The organism is Enterobacter sp. UNJFSC 003 (genome assembly GCF_036903355.1).
Lineage (GTDB): Bacteria > Pseudomonadota > Gammaproteobacteria > Enterobacterales > Enterobacteriaceae > Enterobacter.
Window position 1 is genome coordinate 75,735 of sequence record NZ_JBAKHK010000002.1, and the last position, 17,762, is coordinate 93,496.

A 17,762-nucleotide genomic window follows, 5' to 3' on the forward strand; every position below is an offset into this window, starting at 1 on the left:
TTTCCTTCCCCTTAGGCATAAGGATGCGCTACTCTCACAAAAGCATTCGCTACCAGCACGGCTTGGCACCTCGATGCTTGCTTAATTCATAAAAAACGTAGTCTAACATCTTATATATACTTGCGACTCAAAGGTTAAAAAAATGAATAAATCGACCTCAGAATATACGTCTGTTGACTTATCTAGCTGGGCAAGAAAAGAGCACTTCGAGGTATTTCAGGGGTTTGCACAAAGTACATTTAACATGACTGTCCAGCTCGACATTACGGTGCTGATAAAGCATATAAAAGAGGTTGGTTGGAAATTTTACCCTACTATCATTTTTCTTCTCTCTAAAATTGTAAACAGGCATGCGGAGTTCCGTATGGCTATAAAAAACAATGAGCTTGTCATATGGAATGAAATTCATCCAAGCTATACCATTTTCCATAAGGAAACGGAGACCTTTTCATCCTTATGGAGCCACTACGATGGCAATATCCATCACTTCCAGAAGATGTATTCCGAAGACGCGGCACGCTATTGTAATACTCTCGCTTATTGGCCGAAGAAAGAGTCGCGGGAAAATATCTTTTTCGTATCAGGCATTCCTTGGGTGAGCTTTACCAGCTTTAATGTCAACGTTGCTAATATGAAGAATTTTTTTGCGCCCATGTTTACTCTTGGAAAATACATTTACCAGGATGGGAAAATAGTGTTGCCTCTCGCCGTTCAGGTCCATCATTCCGTGTGCGACGGTTTCCATGTGGCAAGACTCATAAATGAACTACAAGAAATGAGTGATAACATAATGTACCTTTCAGAAGACGGTAACGCGCAATAACCCTGCGGCTCATACATTCTTCTGAGGTTTAAGCAACAGCCTGTAAGAGTACCGCCCTTTACCCGGCGCAACGTCATGAATGCCGCTTTCAATAAGGTTTATATCAGTTGTTCACTCGATAGTGCGACTGCACTAGCCCCGAAGGGAAGCTGCGGCTTGATAGCAGCGTCAAATCAATGTCCTGGGGAATGGGTCCAAACAGCGGTTTCCCCGAACCGAGCAGCACAGGAACGGTAGTGACTACGATATCGGCGACCAGCCCCTCACGCAGGAACGACTGTATGAGTTGCCCGCCATCGAGATAGACGCGATGTGCATTTTGCGCCGCGAGGTCATTCATCACCTCCTTCGGCGTGCGGCGGGAGAAATGCACTTTGCCCTTAAGCGCCTCGGGCACGGGGGAATCGGCCAGCTGCCGGGACAGCACCAGCACGGGCAGGTCGTAAGGCCACTCGTCAAAGGTCAGCACCTTCTCATAGCTTCCTCGGCCCATGACGATCCAATCTTTGCCCGCGATGAACGCCGCATAGCCGTGGTCTTCTGCTGGCTCATCGCGCTGCAACAGCCAGCCGATATCGCCATCCTGTCGAGCGATGTAACCATCAAGACTGGCCGCGATAAAAACGTGTGTGGTGACCATTTGGTGCTCCGTATTACGGCTGAAAAGCGTCATTTTAGCCTGGTGTTGCATCCATCGGTTGAACTCATATCGGAAAGCAGGCCTGTCTCACGAAACAACACTACCGCAAAAATCAGAGCAGCTCCTCACGGGCTGGAGCTGCTACAAACCGGGGGCAAAAAATTTAGTGCGTTGTTTCTGTCTGCGATGACGTCTGAAGGACCTGCAAAATGTTGGCCGCTGCGCCTGTACCCATTTTCACGTAAGACGCATCGCTTACGCCGCCAACATGTGGAGACAGTATGACGTTATCGATTTCTTCCCAGACGTGAGGCGTGGAGAGTGGTTCACTACTAAAGCTGTCGAGAGCCGCCCAGCGCAACGTTCCCGCCCTTAATGCCGCGGCCAGTGCCGCATCGTCGATCAACCCACCTCGCGCGGTATTGACCAGTATTGCACCCGGCTTACAGTAGGCCAGCGTGGAGGCATTAATCATTCCCTTGTTTTGTTGAGTCAAGGGACAATGGAGAGACAGAACATCTGCGTGCATGAGAATGTCTTTGAGTTCATCAACACGCTCACATTCTGGCGGAACCGTGTTCGCATAGGGATCGTAAGCCAGAACCTTCATGCCAAAGGCGCAGGCAATTTTCGCCACGCGGCTTCCAATCGCGCCCAGCCCGATCAGCCCCAGCGTTCTGCCCTCAAGTTCAAGCGATTTATGCGTTGCTTTGTCCCAATGCCCTGCGCGCAGGCGGCGGTCAAGTGGAATGACCGACTTGGCGCAGGCCAGAATTAGCGCCCAGGTGTGTTCTGAAACCGCAGCAGCATTGGCACCTGCCGCTGCGCGGACCATTACGCCGCGCGCGGCAGCAGCCTCTACGTCAATGACATCAATACCGCTGCCATGTTTGGAAATAACCTTCAGTCCCGGCGCGGCATCCATGACGGATGCCGTAATTTTGCCATAGCGCACCAGTATCGCGACCGGATTGTGCTGCTGGCAGAGTGCTATTAACTGGGCTTCTGTCGGCTGACGGCCAGTAAATACAGGTTCGTAATCTTCTAACATCCTGAGCGCCACATCAGCCAAATCGCTGCCGGTTATCAATATGACTTTTTTACCGCTCATGGCAATGCCTCCCCTTCACTCAGCATACCTGCCTGACGCAGTGCGTTCTCAAGCCAGTGCGGGCGAAGATCTCCGTCGTGGATGGCGGCCAGACGTGTAGACTCAAACGCCAGCTTATCTTTCGCCAAAGCGATAATTGCGCTTACTTCATCGCGAGGGATAACGACCACGCCGTCAATATCCCCGACGACCAGATCACCCGCCTGTACCGCGGCACCTGCTACCGAAATGGCATGATTAACTCGGCCAGGAATAAATTTGGTGGGGCCGCACGGGTTAAGACCCGCTGAGAAAACAGGAAAATTTTGTTTACTTAAGGTTTCAGCATCGCGAACAGCGCCATCGATGATGATGCCTGCAATACCGCTGGCCTGCGCCTGCGTTGCCATGATCTCTCCCAGCAGCGCGCAGGAGAGATCCCCTTTCCCGTCTATCACTAACACATCACCAGGTCTGGCGATGGCCATCGCGGCGTGAATAGCCAGGTTATCGCCCGGACGGACCTCTACGGTAATCGCCGGGCCGGCGACCGCCATGTGGGGTGCCAGCGGCTTGACGCGACCGTGTAAGGTGCCGCGACGTCCGGCCACGTCAGCCAGAATGGCAGCCTGGAATTCGGCGGCCTGACGGACCGACTCAGCGTCAACTCGCTCAATATTTAAATTTATTAATTTCTGTTGGGTAGCAGGCATGGTTAATCTCCATTTGTTTTACTGTATACAACACTGATGTACTATATAAAACAACTATACGAGTATTGCTTTGCTTTTAGCCAGCGTTGCGAAGTTGTTTGTGATGTAAACACGAAGTTACTCACAAAATTCAGGTACAATTTTGTCCAGCAAAAAGGAGAAAATGATGGGGAATGAAGGCGTAATTGCCGTTGAAAAGGCGCTGGCTTTACTTGATTGCTTCCGTCCCGGTAATGACAGTCTGACGTTAACTGAGCTTGCCCAGCTTTCGGGATATCATAAAACAACCGTTTATCGCCTGATGAATTCGCTCGAGCGTATGAACTACATCATCCGGCATGATGACGGCACCTATACGCTTGGCCACCGTCTGCTCTATCTTGGCAAACTCTATGAGCAATCCTTTCAGCTTGCCAGAGTCGTGCAGCCGGAATTACACGCGCTGTCTCAGGCATCCAGTGAAAGCGCAAGCTGGTATGTGATTGAGGGCGGGCAACGTCTGTGTCTTTTCCGTGCCGAAGCCTCAGAGGGATTACGACACAGCAACCTGCCCGGCAGCCAGTTTCCACTGGATAGTTCCGCTATCAGCAAGGTTTTACGCCATTGGGGATTGAATGAGGAGCTGCCGGAAGGCGAACCAACGCTTCCGTTCTACACGTCTGGCGCGCGCGATCCGCACACGGCTGCCTTCGCGATGCCGGTTTTTGGCGTCCACGATAAACTGATCGCGGCGCTGGCCCTGACAGGACCAGCATCGCGTCTGACTGAAGACCGTAAAGAAAGCGGCATCAGCCAGCTCATGCATGAGACGGCCTACCGCCTGTCGCTCAAGCTAGGCGCAAGCAAGCCTTTCTGCGAAGGGTTTTACGGTCTGAAAGAATAATTAATGCTGAAAAGGCGGGTAAATCCCGCCTTTGCTCAGTGATGCGTCACCTGTTTTTCCTGACCGGCAGGCTGCGAGTAGCGGCGTCCCATTGTCAGCACGGCGATTCCGCCTGCCAAACACAAGCCAGCCAGCGGCAACATCGCAAGCGTAGGGCTTCCCGTACGTTCATTAATAATGCCATAGGCATTCACCATCACTGCTCCGCCAATCAGGTTGGCTATCGCGCCGATTGCCGCCAGTCCTGCTGCTGCTGAAGTGCTGCTCATCCAGCCCGAGGCCAGCGCCCAGAACGGCCCCTTCATCGCATAAGCACCAATCAGGATGGTACTGAGGATCATAATGGTGGCCGGTAGCGACAGGTTGATAAACGCCGCGAACACGCCAGCCGCAATCAAAAAGAGGGTAAGAGCCGTGTGCCAGCGACGCTCATTGTTCCGGTCCGAACTGCGTCCCCAAAAAATCATGATCACCGAGGCCAGGCCATAGGGTATGGCATTCAGCAGTCCGGTGGTCAAATTATCAAGATGGAAAGATTTCAGCAGCTGCGGAGACCAGACGCTAAGCGTGGTGCCCGCTGACGAAGCGCCGGCATAAATAAGTGCCATGAGCCAGATTTGGCGGTGCTTCAACAGTTGCCATGTGGTGGTGTGCCCGATCGGTTTCTGCTGTTGGCGCTCCGTATTAAGCGTATTTTCAAGCCACGCTTTCTGTCGATCGGTTAACCAGGCGGCCTGATGAGGACGGTCCCGCAGTATAAAAAACGCGGCGATCCCCAGCAGCACCGCTGGCAGCCCTTCAATAATGAATAACAGATGCCAGCCGCGCAGCCCGAACCATCCATCCAGGGTTAATATCAGCCCTGAAAGTGGTGAACCGATAAAGTTAGCCAGCGGAATGGCCACCATAAAGGAGGCGATTATGCGCGCGCGATAGCGTGAAGGGATCCACCAGGTAAGATAGAGCACCACGCCCGGAAAAAAGCCCGCTTCCGCAGCACCCAGCAAAAAACGGACGATATACAGTGAGGTCGTATTTTGCACCAGCGCCATACACATAGAGACCAGCCCCCAGCTGATCATAATACGCGGGATCCACAATCGTGCTCCCACCTTCTGCATTGCCAGGTTGCTGGGCACCTCAAAGATAAAGTAGGCCACAAAATACAGGCTGCTGGCGAACCCAAAGGCCGCCTTACTCAGGCCCAGATCCTCATTCATCTGTAGCGCAGCCATACCTATATTCCCACGGTCAATAATCGAAACCAGGTAGCTCACAACCAGGAAAGGCAGAATGCGCCAGATAACCCGCCGCATGGTCTCTTTTTCAAGCGCTTCGTCATAGGTTGCGCTGTTGGGTAATTGATCGGTCATTGTTTCCTCGCAGGGTTTCATTATGTTTATCAGGAAAACGATGTTCAGATGAAATAAGTCACTTCGGCTAGTTGTACTTGGTACAACTCTGTTTCATTTAACAAAACTACTATAACGAGGCTGCCGCGTTTTTATCCAGTTATCGATTGGTTTAAATGATGTAAATAAGAGGTGAATCACAGATGCTTCGGGTCGTTAACGCCGGGGGAATGTTAAGCACTAATAAAAAAGAATGTTTCTTCAATACGTTAGATAAAATTTACTGCTTACATACTGTGCTTTCCCGTTAAAACCTGTACGGGGTAACATGTTGTCCAGTTGTAATTGATCTTCGCTAACGTCAGTTCGCCGGCAACATCACCGAAATTAATGGTCTGACGTTCAATAAAAAATTGACGCACGGTTCCGGGTAAAAATGCAGCGCTGTAGCGCAGAAGCGTGCTGTGCCAGAATGGCGCGGGTAAAGGGCTGCCGGTATGCCGCATCAGCAATTCATCTTTCCAGTCAGACTCCAGAACCTTTTCGCAAAATGACTGGCGCATGTCTATCGCCGGAGGCTCAGGGATCCCTGCAAGCAACAGCTGGCTGGGCAAAGCAACTAACCGAAGATCCCGGATAACGATTTTTTTCCCATGAAACCCAGCCCAAAGAGTGGTCAATTGATCCACTTTTGCTGGCAATAGCGCGTTGACTTCATACAGCGGCAGGGTCAGGGGTAAGAAAGTAAAATGAAAACCTTGTGCTGGCAGAACATCGGCATGCGGATCCTCCTTTGTGAGTCGCTTCAGTTCCTCAATAAGACGTAAGACATAAACGGGTGCAGGAGGCTGTATGCCCGCAGAAAGAGCGAGCTTTAGCGGATCGTAATAGTTTTCGGCTCTGATTTTCCCGATCCCTGCATTTTTCGCCCACAGTGCGAGGGTGTTCGCGTTTGCAGAAAGATACAAGTTTTGCAGGCTTACTGCTTTCATGACCGACCTTGTGGCAAAAATGTTAACGCAGAGGATTGATTAATAATGGTATGTCGGTCAGACATGATAGACTTTGCATACGCCCTCACGCCTGACTCCTCTTTTACTATGAATCCTGCAGACGTCTCAGCATACCGCTCCTGCATATGAAAATAATTGCACACAACAGTAGGCTAAGGAATGCCGTGCAGATAAATACGCCCGCCCCCGTCATGGCCAGCATCACGCCGCCTATTAATGGCCCGATAGCGACCCCCAGCGTTGATAGCGTTGAAGCGCCAAGATAGGCCCCGCGATGCTCTGCAGGCGCTAGCTGATCCAGCAAAATGTTCAGATTCGGCATCAGTATCGCTTCCCCCATGCTGAACACGGCTGTGACCGTCAGCCATGCCCAAACGTCCGTTGAGCGTGTTGCAAAAAGCAGAGCTGCGATAAGGCGAAAATTGCGCCACCCAGTAAAATGCGTTTTGGCAGGTTGACTTGCGCCAGAAAACGCATAATAAAACTTTGGAATAACAGCACGGTACAGGCATTAGTGACCAGTATGAAGGTAATCAATTTCACCGCCGCGTTGCTGTCAAGTAGCATCAGGTACTGAGGCAAAACGGCTTCGTAATGAATAAAAACAACAGAGCACAAAATGCTGCACAGCAGTGCCGCAATGTAAATTTTATCTCTGCCGATTATCCCCATCACCTGGTGCAGCTTGACCACAGATGCGCTGTCTGCCTGCTGTTCGCCAAGCAGTTTACCCGTGGGGATAAACAGCAGGACATAGACGAAAAACGGCAGATAGCTCAGTCCGGTTATCAGGAATGTCCCTTTCTGGGACGTCAGGCCAAAGACTATTCCCACCAGCGGACCAAACACCGCCGCGACGTTGATCAAGTAGTAACGCATTTGAAGGGCTAGCGCGCGGCGGCGGCGATCGCCAAGCAGATCGCTCATCAGTGCACGCACGGGGGGATCAACCCACGCAAAGCAAACGCCGATGATCATCAGGCCAGCTATAAACATCCCCATCCCGGCAGCCTGCGCCAGAATGATATATCCCACAGCGGAAAATCCGCAGCCCAGCAGAAGTATGATTCGCCGTCCTAATCTGTCCGAAATTTGGCCACCATACATACCGAGCACCACTGAAATCAACGCGCTGCTGGTCATCGCCACGCCAATAGCGATCGGCGACATATGGTAGTTTTGCGTCATGATCACCGCGATAAAGGGCCACGCCATAAAATAGCTAAACCGTATAACGAACGTAAAAAAGAGCAGTGCATGCACAGTCGCCGGGAACGTTTTTAGCGTTCGGAATAGCCCCGGTGCCGCACAAACCTCCGCGGCGGGTTTTGTTGTCATAAGTCATCCCAATGATTAATTTTATTAACATATAAAATCATACGTAAACATAAACCTCTAAATATTAATAAAATTATTCACTGGCGCCCGCAATAAAAATGTTAATTAAATGTTTAATTCACTAGCATATGACGTGATGGGTCCTTGCTGCAGAGAAATATAAGGGAAAGGATGAATCGGATCACAAAATGTGGCAGTTAATACCAAAGTAAACGGTATCCATGGCTGGCTATCGGTTGAGAGGCCTTAAAACCTTCACGATCCCACCTCTTCTGAGCCCTTGGCTGGTGCAGGCCGAGAACGGCAAACGTAGTGAAAGTCACCTTATTATGCTAAGAGTATCCTGAAAGCTTGTGGCTCTTTGCCAGGCAATATGCAGGTATTTATTAAGCGATCAACCTGAGAGAAAACATGAAAAAATCGATAGTTCCGGAAGAATTTCAACATTACTTCAATGATTGGCACTTTTCTCCCGTTATTGAAGCCGATGGTACCGTGTATCTTTCAGGTGTTACCGCAGCGCGTAAGGACAAACCTATAAGTAAGCATCCTGAAGAGCAATTTCATGATGCGTTTTATAAGCTTGGGGGGTATTTAAACGCCGCCGGCCTAAGCTATGAACACATTCTTGAAATGACCACCTTCCATATTGATCTTAAAAAACATATCGACGTTTTTTCTAAAGTAAAAGATGAGTATGTGAAGGCCCCTTACCCAGCGTGGTCCGCCATTGGCGTAGTAGCGTTTATTCCGGAGAATGCCCTCGTGGAAATGCGGATTGTGGCCAAAAAATAGTGTCGGAACGCGTCTCAAAAAGGAGTGTACCGCCCGCTCCTTGCTTGACGCGGATAAGCCGATAATGAGGACGAGGGTGATAAGCAAAGAGCGGTCGTTTATAGAGTCATTGCGTTGCTAATCGCCCATATTGAACCCGGCTTTTTGAAAATCTCTAAAGACTTCCGGATTGTTGAAGGCCGGGAATTTGGCCTTGTAGGCTGCTGATTTTATCGCTTCGCAATAGGCTTTATTACCGTTGCTGGTGGATATGTGTAGTGCCGTGCCATCCTGAGCAAATTCAATATGCAACCTGCATTTTTTCCCTTTCCAGTATGGTGGATCGTTAAGTTCGGCATTTATTGCCGCCCTGATTGCCCGCGCTTGCGCGCCCCATTCATCCCGATCATCCCAGCGTCCTGAACTGCAACTCCCCGTTGCTGTGGTCTTATGGCAGCCGGAAGGATGTAACGGCGCGCATCCCGCAGCCAGGCTGACCACAATGGTTAGCATAACGATTTTCTTTATTGGCTCAGACGATCCCATTTCTTATTTCTCAATCCATTTAAATCATCACCATATTGGCATTTTTACGGCCGCTTTTGGGAGATATATTCCTCTAATCCCCTTGCCAGAACATCGAAAACTAATTTACAGCACCGGCTATTACGCAGGTCTTCGTGCATGACGAGCCAGGTATCAAGATATAACGAAAAAAAATGGGGAAGTATCCGCTGTAGTGGAATATGTCCATTGGCAAGTTGCACCTGGCATATGCCGATGCCTGCACCGGCGCGAATAAGACTCAGCTGAGCCACGTCGCTGTCAGTGCGCATAGAAAAGAGATCCCGGTTTAGCTGCGGGTATTTTTTCAATGCGTATCGGATGAAAGGCGTATTCTGATCAAAACCAACCAGCGCATGCTTCAGCAGATCTTCGGTACTGTCAGGCGCGCCATGTCGGGCAAGATAAGCAGTGGACGCGTGTAGACCGAGTTCAATGCGACCAACGCGACGCGCAATAAGCTGCTCCTGTATTGGCGTCGTCATCCGTATAGCAATTTCTGCTTCTCTATGCAGTAAATCCTGAACCCGGTTGGACAGAACCAATTCAATAGTGACTTGCGGGTTGGACTCCCTGAGCTGCGCAATGAGTGGCGGTAGTACCTCGACGCCAATGACCTCACTTGCGGAGATACGTACTACACCACGAATAGACGTGCTGTTAGCACCAAAGTTGGCTGCTGTACGCTCCAGCGTGCTAGCCGTGCTCTCCATCGCTTCGGCATGTATCCTCAACGCCTGTGCGGTGTCAGTTGCCAGCAGGCCCGTTTGCGAACGCGTGAACAACACCTGGCCAAGGGCAGTCTCCAGCGCGGCTATATGCCGACCTGCCGTTGGTTGCGTGATACCCAGCATGCGCGAAGCACCGGAAAGTGACCCTTCTCTTAGCACGGCCAAAAATGTTCGGTACCACTCCCATGGAATCGATGTATTCATACAAATTTGTATACCTGCCCTATTATGATATGCAATTCCATTTAGCTCTGCCGGTACGTACGCTGTCAATCTCAAATCAGCAAAGAGGCAAACTCTATGGAAACCAGCGGGAAGGTCTTAATCCTTGGCGCTACAGGCGGTATTGGTGGTGAAACTGCTCGCCAACTCATTCGTGAAAAATGGGAGGTACGTGCATTAACACGAGGACGTCATGGACGCGAACATAAGGGCGAAATCCAGTGGCTAGCAGGCGATGCTCTTGACAGTGGACACGTCGCCGCTGCGGCGAAAGGCTGCAACGTGATCGTCCACGCCGTCAACCCACCCGGCTACCGAAACTGGCAGCATCTTGTGTTGCCTATGCTGCGCAACACGATCGGCGCAGCAGAACGAAATAACGCCTTGATAGTGCTTCCTGGTACTGTTTACAACTATGGCCCTGATGCCTTCCCGCTGTTACGAGAAGATGCTCAGCAGAGTCCGGTCACAAAGAAAGGCGCGATCAGGGTACAAATGGAGAAAGAACTTGAGGCCTATTCACAGCGCGGCGGACGGGTCTTAATCGTTCGCGCGGGGGATTTTTTCGGTCCACACGCGGGTAATAACTGGTTTTCTCAGGGTTTGATCAAGCCCGGCACGTTGCCCAAGGTCATTTCCAATCCTGGTACGCCGGAAACAGGCCATCAGTGGGCCTATTTACCTGATATCGCGAAAACTATTGCTGCATTGCTGGCACGACGTGAGGAGCTTGATCCCTTTGCGCGCTTTCATATGCAAGGTCACTGGGATCCCGACGGCAGCGAAATGGTCAGAGCGATACAACGCATCACAGCACACTATGGCGGTGTTGCCAAAATACACTCATTTCCGTGGTGGTTCATGTACATGGCTGCACCTTTCAACGCAACCTTGCGCGAACTTTTGGAAATGCGGTATCTGTGGCGTCAATCGGTCCGCCTGGACAATACGAAACTCGTGACGTTTTTAGGTGCCGAGCCGCACACCCCTCTTGATGAAGCTGTCCGTATGACATTACAGGGTCTCGGTTGCCTTGAAAATACAGATATGCCTTCATCACCATTGGCTAGAACCTAGAAGAGGGGTGACGCCAACGTCGCTTATGGCACAGGGCTGCTGTTGCAGCCTTAGACTTCAATCAATTCAGAAACCGCCAGCGCATCATCGACTTCAACACCCAGATAACGGACTGTGCTTTCCCGGTTCTTATGGTCCAACAGAGGTTGGATCACCCGAGATTTTAGTATGGTTGCCCCTTTCTGACAGAGATTAAGGTAAAAAATCGCGTGGCGTTGAGCCCAAAATGAAACGAAAAGCAGCCGTAAATGCCGCCGGGCATGAGAAACCAAGCTGGTAAGCGACCTGTTTGATTGGGATGCCATTCGCGAGGAGATCTAACGAAGCACAAATTCTGGCTCTCTGCTTCCATGTTCTATAACTAAAGCCAGTATCCTTAATAAACAATCGCGTAAATGTACGTTCAGACATGGCCGCGATAAAAGCCAGATCGCTCAGCGACGTTTCCCAGCGCTGATTAACAAGTAGCTCTCTGGCCGCCCTGAATAATCTTTCATCATGCGGCATTGGTAGCTCCGTAGTTAAAGGTGGAGCCTCGCTGAGGATTTCCAGAAGCAATAGAGCCATTTTCCGTTGACTCGGCCTGTGGTAGTCCTCACTGAATAGCCCGGCTATCAGCTCTTTCACCAATGCCGTGGCAGTAATCACATGCACCTGATTACTCTTCGTGAAATTCGTGCATTCTGCGATAAGGCTGCTGCTGAAATAGATAGCCCGTAGGTCTGTTTGTGAAAGCAGATTGTAACTGTGGATCTGAAGAGGAGGCAGCCATAATGCACGTTGAGGAGGTATTACCCAGCGGTCACGCTCCGTTTCAACCAGCATAACCCCCCTGCTAGCGAAAAGTAGCTGTCCCTCAACATGATGATGGGGTGGGTCTGCCTCTCCACGTTGGTAGCTTATCGCTGTGGTTGACCAGCCTGTTGCTTCATCATGTCTTGGCGCTTTATCTATACTTCCTGGCATTTCAGATTTAGCCCCTGCAATTATGATATCGAAATTGTAGCCACCCAGAGCATAACCCTATTGGATGGGTGAGTTATTTATAATTCTGATCATTATAGATATAACAGGAGCTTATCCCAATGCGAGTACACTTCATCGTGCATGAAAGTTTTGAAGCCCCAGGGGCTTATGAAATGTGGGCAAGAAACCAAGGTCATGAAGTGACTTACTCACGCGTATACGCAGGCGATGCGCTACCTCCTGATGCCGAGCACATCGATTTCCTTATTGTTATGGGCGGTCCGCAAGATCCATCTACTACTCTTGAAGAGTGCCCACACTTCGATTCTAAAGGTGAACAGGCGCTGATTGCTTCAGCGATTAAAGCCGGTAAGGCCGTGATCGGTATCTGCCTCGGCTCACAGCTAATTGGTGAAGCGCTGGGCGCTTCGTTCTCTCACAGTCCTGAAAAAGAGATCGGTAAATTCCCGCTCACGTTGACAGAAGACGGCAGCAAGGAGGCGATGTTCTCTCACTTTACGAAAACCCTGGAAGTTGGGCACTGGCATAACGACATGCCGGGTCTGACTCCGGAAGCAAAAATTATCGCGTATAGTGAAGGCTGTCCGCGCCAGATCGTTTTATATTCAGACCGCGTCTTTGGTTTTCAGTGCCACATGGAGTTCACGCTGGATATTGTTGAGTTGCTGATCGCGCACGCTGAGAAAGACCTGAGCTTTGCTTCAGAATACCGTTTCGTTAACACGCCTGAAGAACTCCGAGCGCACGACTACAGTGAAATGAATCAGATACTCTTTGGCTTCCTGGATAAGCTGGAGGCTCATTACAAAGCAGTTCAGGCATAATGCAATGCCTGCCGCCGGGTAATAGTTTCAGCGTCAGCTAATGTTGTGAAGCAGACCGCCAGGCGCAACGACATGACTAACAGTGAGATGCACCTTTCCTTACATACCCGCAGAGGCATCTATCTCAGTAAAAACTTTATCAGCTCAATAATGAGGTGGAGGTGGAGGATTTGGTCAAGCACGGTGTGTTTGGCTGGCACGCGAAGGGGTCGACGTGGTTTTTAGTGCGCGGCGGACTGAGGATATTCAAAAAACTGCAGCATCAAAATGCGCTAAGGGATAATTCGTCCCAAATGAGAGAAAATTTATTGAACGGGCGATCGGTCTGGGAAACGGTACGCTTTCTGTTGACTCAGCCCCGTACCTGCCATATCAGCACGATTTACTTCCAAGGCCCCACTCGCGAAGACCTCGAATGTTGACTTTCACGCAGCCGCCGAAGGGCAGGCCCTGCGCGAGGGGAATAAAATCGCTTAATACACTCACCCACATTGATACTGGTTGTCCATACAGTATATAATAAAGCGATATCCCATTAAGAGGCGTTAAGCATGTTTGTGGAACTCGTTTATGACAAAAGGAATTTTGATGGTTTACCTGGCGCAAGAGACATCATTCTTGGCGAACTGACTAAAAGAGTGCATCGAATCTTCCCTGATGCCGAGGTTCGGGTTAAACCGATGATGACGTTGCCGGCGATCAATACCGACGCCAGTAAACATGAGAAAGAGCAGATCAGCAGAGCCGTTCAGGAAATGTTTGAAGAAGCAGATATGTGGCTTGAGGCGTAGTCTTTATTCCCCTGCACGTAATATACGCAGGCCGTCACTTGATGATATGCCTGCCTGTACGCTTTGATTTTTCATTTGCTTAAAATTGCTTGTACAAAGTGCAACTTCATAATCTTCGCGCCCTGCTTACCCTCCCAGCGTTTAACATTAGCCTACCCTCTGCCCACGGGATACATTCACCATTAGAAAGTGTGTAGTTTAAATATCATAGAGTCAATGGGTATAGATGATCTAAAATAATCGATAGAACCTATTGAATTCAATAATATTTTATGAATTGTCAGATTATTTTAATCATGCTAACGTGAATGTAAAATCACTGGAGAAAGCCTTATGAAACTCGCGGTATATAGCACAAAGCAGTACGACAAAAAGTATCTGCAACATGTTAACGAGGCTTACGGGTTCGAACTCGAATTTTTCGACTTTCTGCTCACCGAGAAAACCGCCAAAACGGCGCACGGTTGTGAAGCTGTCTGCATCTTTGTGAACGACGACGGCAGCCGTCCGGTGTTAGAAGAATTGAAAAACCACGGCGTGAAGTACATCGCCCTGCGCTGTGCTGGCTTTAACAACGTGGATCTCGATGCAGCCAAAGAGTTAGGGCTGAAGGTGGTTCGCGTGCCGGCGTATTCTCCCGAGGCGGTCGCTGAGCATGCGATCGGTATGATGATGTCGCTGAACCGTCGCATTCACCGTGCTTATCAACGTACCCGCGATGCGAACTTCTCGCTGGAAGGCTTGACCGGTTTTACCATGCACGGCAAAACCGCGGGGGTCATTGGCACCGGCAAAATCGGCGTGGCGGCCCTTCGCATTCTGAAAGGCTTTGGCATGCGCCTGCTGGCGTTTGATCCATACCCAAGTGCGGCCGCGCTGGAGCTGGGTGTGGAGTATGTCGATCTGCCCACGCTGTTCTCCCAGTCCGACGTGATCTCCCTCCACTGTCCGCTGACGCCGGAAAACTACCATCTGCTTAACCAGTCAGCGTTCGACCAAATGAAAGACGGGGTGATGATCATCAACACAAGCCGCGGCGGGTTGGTTGACTCTCAGGCGGCGATTGAAGCGCTGAAAACCCAGAAAATTGGCGCGCTGGGAATGGACGTGTACGAGAACGAACGCGATCTGTTCTTCGAAGATAAATCGAACGACGTCATTCAGGACGACGTGTTCCGCCGCCTGTCTGCATGCCATAACGTGCTGTTCACCGGTCATCAGGCATTCCTGACGGCTGAAGCATTAATCAGCATTTCAGAGACCACGCTGGGTAATTTGCAGCAGCTCGAAAAGGGTGAAGCGTGCCCTAACGCGATCGTGTAAGCCTGTTGTGCCGGGTGTAGGCGATCCTCACCCGGCCTCATACGTTTCGTAAGCCCGCTCGGCGCAGCACCACCACAGCAGGAGTGCTGCAACGGCGATGGCGCTAAGCACCTCAAACGCAGTAGCAAATGAGTAATAACCGGCTATCGCCCCCGTTAGCGCCGGACTCATTGCTGCCCCACCCCCCTGCATTAGCATCACGACACTCTGACCGGCGTTAATGTGCCCGCTCCCGCGCAAAAGCACCACGATAAACGACGGCACCACGACCCCCAGAATCCCGGCGGCAAGCCCATCCATAATCTGTACCGGCACCATCATTAACGGCGCGTCAGTGGATGCGGCAAGCGCTGCACGCACAGGCATGATGAGCAGCGCCAGAAGGATCAAGCGCCAGTAGCCGTAGCGTTCGATTCGGCCAGAGACCCAGATAGCCACCGGGATCATCACGGCCTGAGAAATAATGACCGTTGCCGCGGCGAATAAACCCGGATTCATCGTCGCGGGGGCGGCAGCAATTCTCATGCTGAGCATGGGCAGCAGCGCTGCATTCGCCAGATGGAACAACAGCAACGTCAGTCCGGTGATAAAAAGCGCTCTGTTTTTTATCAGCACAGCAAAACCAGGCACCGCCTGAGGTTCGGATGACGCGAGCCCTCGCGCCGCATTGTTGTCGATATCCTTGTTGCGAATCGCGAGCAGCGCGCAGAGCGTTAGCAGCGTGGTGCAGGTCATCAGCAGGAAAATCCCGCCGACGCCCCAGAACCAGGCAATGCCTCCTGCCATCAGGGCCGTGACGAAATTACCGGCATGATTGAATGCTTCATTTTTCCCCATCTGCGCGCTAAATCCGCGTTGTCCCGTCAGACCCAGCGTAATACCGGTAATAAGAGGCCCCACAAATGCAGCGCAGATCCCGGTGACAATTTGCGAGATGGCGACAATACCCGTTTGCTGGCTAAACCAGAGCAGAAGCGTACTCGCGGTGATCATCAGACAAAGGAGGGCCAGCACGGCGCGCTTGTTTCGTGAGGTATCAGTAATAAACCCTGCAGGAAGCGTTGCCAGTAATCCTGCCAGGCCACCGACCGTCATCAGTAACCCTACATCGTCGGGTGCCCAGTGGCGCTCTGTTAGAAAGATACCGAGAAAAGGACCGAGCCCATCCCGTACATCGGCAATAAAAAAGCTCGTCAGGCACAATGCCCGCAGTGAACGAACAGACATACTTCCTGCCTTTTGCATGTTTAGCTGCACCTACACGATCGCCTTAAATACAGCGTGATTAAGCATCACCCTGCCGCTGTTCACTCTTTCGATTAGTGCTTTCCTGCGATAAACGCCAGAAATCGTGCCCGGCCGGATACTGATACAAACGGAGGGAGAACTTTTCAACGACAGCGGTAATATACTCAAAAATAGCGGATTGCGTATTTTCATAATCCATCCACATCGTTGATGTGGTAAAGCAGTAAATCTCCAGCGGGATCCCGGATGCCGAGGGTTTCAATGTTCTGACCACGATGTACATATCCTTAATAATATCGGCTCTTTCAGCAAGGTAGGCCATCATATAATGGCGAAACAGCGTTAAATTCGTCAGTCCATTATCAACAAACCAGCTGTCCGCCACCCCCATTGGGTCCCGCCCGTCGAGCAGCTTTGCAAGCGGTTCATTCACGCCACGTATCGCAAGCATGGGTGCAAGAATATCCTGATTCAGGAAAGTGACCGAATGCTGGTCGATGGTCGTGCTACGCATAATCCTGCGCGCACCTGATGAGAACATTGCCTGCCAGTTGGTATAGGTCTCAGTCAGGAAATTTTTCGTTGGTATACGTGAGATAGTGTTATCCCAGTTACGTATGGTAATCGTGTGCAACGCAATGTCAGTCACTTCGCCACTGAGGTTTTTATCCGGCATTTCAATCCAGTCACCCAGTTGAAGTACGTCATTTGATGACAGCTGAACGTTGGCCACGAGCGACAGTAACGTGTGCTGGAAGACTAACATGAGTACCGCAGCAACCGCACCAAGGCTGGATATGATAATTGCAGGGGATTTATTAGACATCACGGCAAGTATCATAATGGCAGCAATGATGTGTACTAAAATTTTCCCTATCTGGATATACCCTTTTATGGAGTGATTTTTCCGCTTGGTTTTTCGCAAATATGAGCTATTAACTATATCTAACATCTCATTGAAAAATACCGACGAAAAAACAAAGAACAATATACCGCAAATGGTATTTATTGCCGTAACCAATGACGCCGGCATATTCGGCATAAACTGCAGAACGTAATAAACAATAAGAACCGGGACGAAGTTGGATAATTTTTCAGCAATTCGACGATCTTTTTCTAACGGAACGTCCTGTTTATGGCTCGAAAAGAACACCCTTCTCACGACTTTGATTAACAGGAATTTGCACATGATATGTGCAAAAAAGCCTGAAATAATCAGCAGTATGATGTTAAAACCGATAGCAAGTGCCGGATTGCTCTCAATAAACGTCAATAAATCATCCAAATACGCCATCATCCCTCACCTGCTTCGCTTCCTACTCTATAAATATACTCACGCCGGGCATTACGCCCGGCTCTCTATCCTAAC

Annotated in this window: 19 protein-coding genes and 1 pseudogene; 8 read left to right on the top strand and 12 right to left on the bottom strand. The window is 50.4% G+C overall.

Going from position 1 to position 17,762, the window contains the following annotated elements; all coding sequences use genetic code 11:
- Positions 1-142: 142 nt before the first annotated feature.
- Positions 143-823 carry a type A chloramphenicol O-acetyltransferase gene (catA, locus tag V5P19_RS06370; protein ID WP_334401313.1) on the top strand — a complete coding sequence of 227 codons (681 nt, stop codon included), beginning with the start codon at positions 143-145 and terminating at the stop codon, positions 821-823.
- Between the two features lie 103 nt (positions 824-926).
- On the opposite strand, the gene V5P19_RS06375 is transcribed toward catA, so the two are convergent.
- From V5P19_RS06375 to V5P19_RS06385, 3 genes are all read right to left on the bottom strand, one after another.
- Positions 927-1,463, bottom strand: a complete 537-nt coding sequence (locus V5P19_RS06375; RefSeq protein WP_334401315.1) for a dihydrofolate reductase family protein — start codon at positions 1,461-1,463, stop codon at positions 927-929.
- Between the two features lie 163 nt (positions 1,464-1,626).
- Positions 1,627-2,574: a hydroxyacid dehydrogenase gene (locus V5P19_RS06380; protein ID WP_334401317.1), complete on the bottom strand. Its 948-nt coding sequence runs from the start codon at positions 2,572-2,574 to the stop codon at positions 1,627-1,629.
- A complete protein-coding gene (locus V5P19_RS06385) occupies positions 2,571-3,266 on the bottom strand; it encodes an RraA family protein (protein ID WP_334401319.1) in 696 nt (231 codons plus the stop codon). The genes V5P19_RS06380 and V5P19_RS06385 overlap by 4 nt, the downstream gene beginning before the upstream one ends.
- 166 nt (positions 3,267-3,432) lie before the next feature.
- On the opposite strand from V5P19_RS06385, the gene V5P19_RS06390 reads away from it, so the two are divergent.
- Entirely contained in the window at positions 3,433-4,149 is a 717-nt protein-coding gene (locus tag V5P19_RS06390; RefSeq protein WP_334402707.1) for an IclR family transcriptional regulator, read from the top strand.
- Positions 4,150-4,184: 35 nt separating this feature from the next.
- Here the strand turns inward: V5P19_RS06390 and V5P19_RS06395 are convergent, their stop codons facing one another.
- The 4 genes from V5P19_RS06395 to V5P19_RS06410 form a co-directional block, all read right to left on the bottom strand.
- Positions 4,185-5,522, bottom strand: a complete 1,338-nt coding sequence (locus V5P19_RS06395; protein WP_334401320.1) for an MFS transporter — start codon at positions 5,520-5,522, stop codon at positions 4,185-4,187.
- A gap of 266 nt (positions 5,523-5,788) precedes the next feature.
- Positions 5,789-6,493 (bottom strand): hypothetical protein, encoded by a 705-nt coding sequence (locus V5P19_RS06400; RefSeq protein ID WP_334401321.1) that lies wholly within the window; start codon positions 6,491-6,493, stop codon positions 5,789-5,791.
- Between the two features lie 106 nt (positions 6,494-6,599).
- Entirely contained in the window at positions 6,600-6,926 is a 327-nt protein-coding gene (locus V5P19_RS06405; protein WP_334402708.1) for an MFS transporter, read from the bottom strand.
- A complete protein-coding gene (locus tag V5P19_RS06410; protein ID WP_334401323.1) occupies positions 6,875-7,852 on the bottom strand; it encodes an MFS transporter in 978 nt (325 codons plus the stop codon). The genes V5P19_RS06405 and V5P19_RS06410 overlap by 52 nt, the downstream gene beginning before the upstream one ends.
- A gap of 411 nt (positions 7,853-8,263) precedes the next feature.
- Here V5P19_RS06410 and V5P19_RS06415 point away from each other — a divergent pair, with 411 nt between their 5' ends.
- Entirely contained in the window at positions 8,264-8,647 is a 384-nt protein-coding gene (locus tag V5P19_RS06415) for a Rid family hydrolase (protein ID WP_334401325.1), read from the top strand.
- A 117-nt stretch (positions 8,648-8,764) separates the two neighbouring features.
- Here the strand turns inward: V5P19_RS06415 and V5P19_RS06420 are convergent, their stop codons facing one another.
- On the bottom strand, positions 8,765-9,172 hold the full coding sequence (locus V5P19_RS06420) for a cell envelope integrity TolA C-terminal domain-containing protein (protein ID WP_334401327.1): 408 nt from the start codon (positions 9,170-9,172) through the stop codon (positions 8,765-8,767).
- Positions 9,173-9,216: 44 nt separating this feature from the next.
- Positions 9,217-10,125: a LysR family transcriptional regulator gene (locus V5P19_RS06425; RefSeq protein WP_334401329.1), complete on the bottom strand. Its 909-nt coding sequence runs from the start codon at positions 10,123-10,125 to the stop codon at positions 9,217-9,219.
- A gap of 96 nt (positions 10,126-10,221) precedes the next feature.
- Between V5P19_RS06425 and V5P19_RS06430 the strand changes: the two genes are divergently transcribed.
- Positions 10,222-11,220, top strand: coding sequence for an NAD-dependent epimerase/dehydratase family protein (locus tag V5P19_RS06430; RefSeq protein ID WP_334401331.1), 999 nt, complete (start codon positions 10,222-10,224; stop codon positions 11,218-11,220).
- Between the two features lie 192 nt (positions 11,221-11,412).
- On the opposite strand, the gene V5P19_RS06435 is transcribed toward V5P19_RS06430, so the two are convergent.
- Positions 11,413-12,186, bottom strand: coding sequence for a helix-turn-helix transcriptional regulator (locus V5P19_RS06435; protein WP_334401333.1), 774 nt, complete (start codon positions 12,184-12,186; stop codon positions 11,413-11,415).
- Positions 12,187-12,305: 119 nt separating this feature from the next.
- Between V5P19_RS06435 and V5P19_RS06440 the strand changes: the two genes are divergently transcribed.
- From V5P19_RS06440 to V5P19_RS06455, 4 genes and pseudogenes are all read left to right on the top strand, one after another.
- Positions 12,306-13,031, top strand: coding sequence for a type 1 glutamine amidotransferase (locus V5P19_RS06440; RefSeq protein ID WP_334401335.1), 726 nt, complete (start codon positions 12,306-12,308; stop codon positions 13,029-13,031).
- A 278-nt stretch (positions 13,032-13,309) separates the two neighbouring features.
- Positions 13,310-13,453: pseudogene (locus V5P19_RS06445) on the top strand (deoxygluconate dehydrogenase); the annotation flags it as partial.
- A 129-nt stretch (positions 13,454-13,582) separates the two neighbouring features.
- The gene (locus V5P19_RS06450) at positions 13,583-13,822 is read left to right on the top strand and encodes a DinI family protein (RefSeq protein WP_334401337.1); all 240 of its coding nucleotides are present in this window, start codon (positions 13,583-13,585) and stop codon (positions 13,820-13,822) included.
- A 333-nt stretch (positions 13,823-14,155) separates the two neighbouring features.
- Positions 14,156-15,145: a 2-hydroxyacid dehydrogenase gene (locus V5P19_RS06455; RefSeq protein ID WP_334401339.1), complete on the top strand. Its 990-nt coding sequence runs from the start codon at positions 14,156-14,158 to the stop codon at positions 15,143-15,145.
- A 27-nt stretch (positions 15,146-15,172) separates the two neighbouring features.
- Here V5P19_RS06455 and V5P19_RS06460 read toward each other — a convergent pair whose 3' ends face one another.
- Both V5P19_RS06460 and V5P19_RS06465 read right to left on the bottom strand, forming a co-directional pair.
- Positions 15,173-16,372, bottom strand: coding sequence for an MFS transporter (locus tag V5P19_RS06460; protein ID WP_334401341.1), 1,200 nt, complete (start codon positions 16,370-16,372; stop codon positions 15,173-15,175).
- 58 nt (positions 16,373-16,430) lie between these two features.
- A complete protein-coding gene (locus tag V5P19_RS06465; RefSeq protein ID WP_334402710.1) occupies positions 16,431-17,687 on the bottom strand; it encodes a mechanosensitive ion channel domain-containing protein in 1,257 nt (418 codons plus the stop codon).
- Between the last annotated feature and the right edge of the window lie 75 nt (positions 17,688-17,762).

Bases quoted from the DNA above. Each gene is read 5' to 3' on its own strand.
- V5P19_RS06450 (WP_334401337.1), top strand. From the start codon at position 13,583: ATGTTTGTGGAACTCGTTTATGACAAAAGGAATTTTGATGGTTTACCT.
- V5P19_RS06465 (WP_334402710.1), bottom strand. From the start codon at position 17,687: ATGGCGTATTTGGATGATTTATTGACGTTTATTGAGAGCAATCCGGCA.
- V5P19_RS06375 (WP_334401315.1), bottom strand. From the start codon at position 1,463: ATGGTCACCACACACGTTTTTATCGCGGCCAGTCTTGATGGTTACATC.
- V5P19_RS06390 (WP_334402707.1), top strand. From the start codon at position 3,433: ATGGGGAATGAAGGCGTAATTGCCGTTGAAAAGGCGCTGGCTTTACTT.
- V5P19_RS06380 (WP_334401317.1), bottom strand. From the start codon at position 2,574: ATGAGCGGTAAAAAAGTCATATTGATAACCGGCAGCGATTTGGCTGAT.
- V5P19_RS06410 (WP_334401323.1), bottom strand. From the start codon at position 7,852: ATGACAACAAAACCCGCCGCGGAGGTTTGTGCGGCACCGGGGCTATTC.
- V5P19_RS06455 (WP_334401339.1), top strand. From the start codon at position 14,156: ATGAAACTCGCGGTATATAGCACAAAGCAGTACGACAAAAAGTATCTG.
- V5P19_RS06420 (WP_334401327.1), bottom strand. From the start codon at position 9,172: ATGGGATCGTCTGAGCCAATAAAGAAAATCGTTATGCTAACCATTGTG.
- V5P19_RS06460 (WP_334401341.1), bottom strand. From the start codon at position 16,372: ATGTCTGTTCGTTCACTGCGGGCATTGTGCCTGACGAGCTTTTTTATT.
- V5P19_RS06400 (WP_334401321.1), bottom strand. From the start codon at position 6,493: ATGAAAGCAGTAAGCCTGCAAAACTTGTATCTTTCTGCAAACGCGAAC.
- V5P19_RS06440 (WP_334401335.1), top strand. From the start codon at position 12,306: ATGCGAGTACACTTCATCGTGCATGAAAGTTTTGAAGCCCCAGGGGCT.
- V5P19_RS06425 (WP_334401329.1), bottom strand. From the start codon at position 10,125: ATGAATACATCGATTCCATGGGAGTGGTACCGAACATTTTTGGCCGTG.
- V5P19_RS06435 (WP_334401333.1), bottom strand. From the start codon at position 12,186: ATGCCAGGAAGTATAGATAAAGCGCCAAGACATGATGAAGCAACAGGC.
- V5P19_RS06415 (WP_334401325.1), top strand. From the start codon at position 8,264: ATGAAAAAATCGATAGTTCCGGAAGAATTTCAACATTACTTCAATGAT.
- V5P19_RS06430 (WP_334401331.1), top strand. From the start codon at position 10,222: ATGGAAACCAGCGGGAAGGTCTTAATCCTTGGCGCTACAGGCGGTATT.
- catA (WP_334401313.1), top strand. From the start codon at position 143: ATGAATAAATCGACCTCAGAATATACGTCTGTTGACTTATCTAGCTGG.
- V5P19_RS06385 (WP_334401319.1), bottom strand. From the start codon at position 3,266: ATGCCTGCTACCCAACAGAAATTAATAAATTTAAATATTGAGCGAGTT.
- V5P19_RS06395 (WP_334401320.1), bottom strand. From the start codon at position 5,522: ATGACCGATCAATTACCCAACAGCGCAACCTATGACGAAGCGCTTGAA.